Here is a 4,525-nt window from a genome sequence, read left to right as displayed (position 1 = left end):
AAGTAGCTGGTTATAATTAAATTAAAAATGGATTTTAGGTTCGATCCCCCCTGCCCCCCTTGATAAGGGGGGTGCCGATCCCCCCTTAGTCCCCCCTTTAATCCCCCCTTAATAAGGGGGGCATCTGACAACTTTTAACGCCTACCTACTTACTTCTTTTCAACCAACCTCGAAAACAGTTTTGTCAGTCCCTCAGTCCCTTGGCAAAATCCATCTATTGGCGGGGAAAACGCTACATGGCCCAGAAAAAATCACCACGAATTCCTTTAGAATTGCACCAGATCAAGGCTTACGAGTTTTATCAAAAACGGCTGGCATCGGGTAAAGAAGGCAATGAGATAGATGACTGGCAGCAAGCGAAAGAATATTTGAGCCAACATCCCAGAGCGATTCTTGCTTGGAATCTAAAAATGCCCTATCGCGGGGGAAAAAGGCTAATTAAAAGATTGTTGCTATCGCTCCAGTCTCTTGTCAGAGTTGCTTGGAAACTGCTAATCTTTCCCTTCTGGCTATTTCAGCAAATACCTGGACTTTTTGCCCGTGAAGACAAAGACAGCCGCACCTTTGCCATTGATGTGGTCAAAACGATTATTTCTGCCCTGGGATTAATTGCTACCCTTTCGGCAGGAATCGGACTTTTTGTCAATTATCGCAATTCTCAAGCGGAAATGCGACTGACTCAGGAACGTCTTATTACCGAGCGCTTCTCGAAAGCTGTCGAGCAAATCGGTAATACTAAAGAGGAGGTGGTAATTGGCGGCATTTATTCCCTAGAGCGAATTGCCAAAGATTCTCCCAAGGATCAATGGACAATTATGGAAGTGCTGACTTCCTACATTCGTAAAAATTCCCCCATTCCCTCGAATATTGAACAACTGGAGCCAGCGGCAAGACAGAAAGTCCTAGAAAAGCTCCCTTCCGTGAGTATTCCAGTTCAGGCCGCTTTAACGGTAATCGGGCGGCGTAAAGTTGAAAATGACCAGGCCGGGGATAATTTGGCTGGAACAACTGACTCTAATAAAATTAAAATTCTTGATTTAAGCCAGACAAATTTGAGGGGAGCCAACCTCAACCGGGCTAACCTCAACCGAGCCAACCTCAACCGAGCCAACCTCAACCGAGCCAACCTCTACAGAGCCTACCTCAACGGAGCCTACCTCATCGGAGCCTACCTCAACGGAGCCTACCTCATCGGAGCCTACCTCTACGGAGCCGACCTCTACGGAGCCTACCTCTACGGAGCCTACCTCTACGGAGCCGAGGATCTTCACCCAAAACAAATTAAATCGGCCTGCTTTTGGGAAAGAGCAATACACAGGGGAGCCTACTGGGATACTGATAAACAATTATGGGTGGCTGCGGACCGGGAAGCCAATCAACGAGAAATCGACAAACTCAAAAGGGACAAAAACTCAGATCCGCCAAATCCGATTGATTGTAATACTAAATAGGGTTTGCGGCAAAAAGTACGGGCGAAGCATTCGGATAGAAAATCTCCGGTTTCACCGATAGGTTATGCCCAAATGCTTCGCCCCTACAGGACGCGGGCCGATGAAAACGCAAGGTTTGGAAGCACGATTCTCTCAAAATCTTGCACCTGTTTGGCGAGAAAAGCCACAAAACCCTTACCTTACCTACATTTCACATTTATTCAGCCAACCCTAAATATTATGAAAACTTTTCTGACTTTTCTTCAGCTATTTATGAATGTCTGAATGATGCCCATCTGAAACATAAAAAAGAACTGAATTCCTTGCTTACTCTACCATTTCAGAAGTTGAATAAATCTCAGATTATGAACGTCTAAAGTATAGTTGGTCGTTAATTGCCATGTCTGCTATGATACAATCAGGGGGTGCTGCTTTAGCAAAGATTGATAGTGAACACTCATTATTATATTAATAAATATGAATAAATATGAAGTAATTTAAGTTTCCAAGAGAATGAACCCGATCTTTTTTACTATGGGGGTAAAACTGATTTTCAATTTCTCAGGTTGAAAGGTGAACCCAGATTAAGCTATCTGAACAATAAGAGGACAAGCCAATGTTTGAAGATTTTACCTATATTACCGATGAGGCTTTTTTAGAGAATTATTGGTGGGAAGAAAAAGTTATCTGTTCCCACTGCCAAGGCAAAGGAAGAATCTATCTAGAGACAGAGAATGAATCCGTCCCCTGTAAATTCTGTGAAGGTGAAGGCATTATTCAACGAAAACAAAAGGAGACTAACTATTCCTAAAAATCTGTATAATTAGATACCATAAATTAAAAATCTTCTTGAGTTAAAACCTCGGGCTGACATTGTTTAATTTCGCTGTTAATCCCCACGGCAGATTCCGATTGTAGGTCTTCGATATAACCGGATTGATGGGATAAAGCTTCAGAAAAACTCTCAAACGGACCGAAATAATAGAGACATTTCGGCTGAGTGGTGGTGATCTCTATCCACCAGGGTTGAGGTGGTAAACTAGGCTTAATGGAGACAGTTTCTGGGTCAAGAGGCTTTATACTGAGAATCCTGGCACCTTGGCGCAGGAGGCGCTGTGTTTCTTGACTCATGCGGCTTTTAGGTACTCGCAGGACTGTCCGGGAGAAGCGTTGAGGCAAAGAGCCAGAAGAACCGGAAAAAACAACTTCATAGAGAAATATTTGATTCTCTCCCTGATTATTAGCCTCTAGCATACAGAAAAGATTCTCTTTTGGGGGTAAGGGTTAAAAAAAACAGACGCTACTTTGAGCAGATGACTCAAGCAAAATCATCTCCTAACAGAGTAGCGCATCTTGATACCATAGCATAGAGCGGCAAAAAGTTAGGTTTTGACCTATTCTCCCCTCACAGCATGGCTTAAGGGGAGATTCTTCCACAGGAAGAACCCGATAGAGTTCTTTATGATGCTGTAGCCGGATATATGGCTGTTATCTTAATGGTGAGGTACAAAGTTTTTGTTTTCGGGAGTCGGTCGTCGATGCCCAATCCTGTTATACTTCATCTTTATGATAAACAATGTTAATAATATTGACAACAAATAGAGTTTTTTAACAAATATGCAGCCACCAAAATTAAGCTTAGGAACCAGATTATTTTTATCCCATCTCCTCGTTATGGTGGTGGGATTGAGTAGCTTTATTATCATTGCTAAATTATCTTCTCCCCGAATGTTTGTTTTGCGTTTGGAACAGTTAGAAAGGCAGGGATTTTTTACCGTGCGTTCAGCGAGAACTTTCTTGGTTAGGGGTTTTGAGACGGCTTGGGATAGTAGTGCTATTTGGTCATTTATTGCGGGAGGAAGTGCAGCTGGTTATCTGAGTTTTTTGGTTTCTCAACGCATTATGAAACCGGTAAAACAAATGAAACAAATCACTAAAAATTTTGCGGAAGGGGATTTATCGGCGAGAGTTCCAGAAAGCGAAATCCCAGAATTAAATCAATTAGCCATCAGTTTTAATCAGATGGCGATTAGTTTAGCCGATGTGGAAAAACGTCGCCAGGAATTAATCGGTGATCTTACCCACGAATTACGCACACCTTTAACTGTGGTGCGGGGATATCTGGAAGAATTAGCCGATGGTGCGATCGAACCTAATCCAGAACTTTATCAGAAATTAGTGAAAGAAACTCGCCGGCTAGAACGTTTAACCCACGATCTACAGGAGCTATCGCGAGCGGAATCTGGTTATCTCTCGATTAAACTGCAACCTGTTAATTTATTAACTTTGTTAAATTCTCTTATCGAAAAATTTGCCGATCAATTATTAGAAGATGGACCGACTTTACAGTTAGATTGTCCCCCCAATTTACCATCTGTCATGGCCGATCCCGATCGCCTTGAACAAATTTTAGTTAATCTGCTCGGTAATGCCATTCGTTACACCGATCAGGGTGCAATTACTCTGCAAGTGACAAGGGACAAAAATCACCTACAAATTGCCGTTATCGACACGGGAATCGGCATCGCAGCAGAGGATTTACCCTTTATTTTCGAGCGCTTTTGGCGGGCCGATCGTTCTCGTTCCCGTTATTCTGGGGGTAGTGGTATCGGTTTAGCAATTACCCGTCGTTTAGTGGAATTACACCAAAGTCAAATGGAGGTAGAAAGTGAATTAGGTAAAGGCAGCACTTTTCGTTTTTCCCTAGCAATATCTCCGAATTGGGAGTAGGGGTTTTTTTAGTGATCGGTAAACAGTAATCGGTAAGGGGAGACGGGAGAAGGGGGAGATGGAGCGGGGAGAGAGAGTTTGAGCATTTGTACTAAAATATCTAATAGACATCTCCAAAAATTATAACCCAATCACAGCTTGCTTTTAGTCTGCGTACTAATTAGATAGTTCTATAGCTGAAATGTACATCTATCGTTGCTAATTTAATTTTACTGAAAAAATATGAGAAAAATGAACTACCCCGCCGCAAGCGGACGGGGTATCAGAATCAAAATAGACTCAATTGTAGATTTTGGTGTAGCTGCAGGTATTCTTTATCTTGTTCTTTTACATATCTCGCTATCATACCTTCATCCCCATGCTTT

At 42.5% G+C, this 4,525-nt stretch carries 4 protein-coding genes and 2 pseudogenes; 4 read left to right on the top strand and 2 right to left on the bottom strand.

The window, feature by feature from the left end; genetic code table 11:
• Positions 1–236 precede the first annotated feature (236 nt).
• From IM462_RS02435 to IM462_RS02425, 3 genes and pseudogenes are all read left to right on the top strand, one after another.
• Complete coding sequence (locus IM462_RS02435) at positions 237–1,451, top strand: pentapeptide repeat-containing protein (RefSeq protein WP_287704504.1); 1,215 nt, start codon at positions 237–239, stop codon at positions 1,449–1,451.
• Positions 1,452–1,663: 212 nt separating this feature from the next.
• A pseudogene (locus tag IM462_RS02430) lies at positions 1,664–1,807 on the top strand (IS630 family transposase); the annotation flags it as partial.
• A gap of 239 nt (positions 1,808–2,046) precedes the next feature.
• The gene (locus IM462_RS02425; RefSeq protein WP_002737105.1) at positions 2,047–2,241 is read left to right on the top strand and encodes a hypothetical protein; all 195 of its coding nucleotides are present in this window, start codon (positions 2,047–2,049) and stop codon (positions 2,239–2,241) included.
• A gap of 26 nt (positions 2,242–2,267) precedes the next feature.
• On the opposite strand, the gene IM462_RS02420 is transcribed toward IM462_RS02425, so the two are convergent.
• Positions 2,268–2,684: a DUF1816 domain-containing protein gene (locus IM462_RS02420; protein ID WP_002737782.1), complete on the bottom strand. Its 417-nt coding sequence runs from the start codon at positions 2,682–2,684 to the stop codon at positions 2,268–2,270.
• A 363-nt stretch (positions 2,685–3,047) separates the two neighbouring features.
• Between IM462_RS02420 and IM462_RS02415 the strand changes: the two genes are divergently transcribed.
• Positions 3,048–4,160, top strand: a complete 1,113-nt coding sequence (locus IM462_RS02415; RefSeq protein ID WP_287704500.1) for a sensor histidine kinase — start codon at positions 3,048–3,050, stop codon at positions 4,158–4,160.
• A gap of 268 nt (positions 4,161–4,428) precedes the next feature.
• On the opposite strand, the pseudogene IM462_RS21160 reads toward IM462_RS02415, so the two are convergent.
• A pseudogene (locus IM462_RS21160) lies at positions 4,429–4,525 on the bottom strand (IS200/IS605 family transposase); the annotation flags it as partial.

Source organism: Microcystis sp. M144S2 (genome assembly GCF_020246065.1).
Lineage (GTDB): Bacteria > Cyanobacteriota > Cyanobacteriia > Cyanobacteriales > Microcystaceae > Microcystis > Microcystis ichthyoblabe_A.
This window is presented reverse-complemented; position numbering and strand designations above follow the sequence as displayed.

What these genes read in the sequence shown, in the direction of transcription:
- IM462_RS02435 (WP_287704504.1), top strand. Translation starts at nt 237, where the DNA reads ATGGCCCAGAAAAAATCACCACGAATTCCTTTAGAATTGCACCAGATC.
- IM462_RS02425 (WP_002737105.1), top strand. Translation starts at nt 2,047, where the DNA reads ATGTTTGAAGATTTTACCTATATTACCGATGAGGCTTTTTTAGAGAAT.
- IM462_RS02420 (WP_002737782.1), bottom strand. Translation starts at nt 2,684, where the DNA reads ATGCTAGAGGCTAATAATCAGGGAGAGAATCAAATATTTCTCTATGAA.
- IM462_RS02415 (WP_287704500.1), top strand. Translation starts at nt 3,048, where the DNA reads ATGCAGCCACCAAAATTAAGCTTAGGAACCAGATTATTTTTATCCCAT.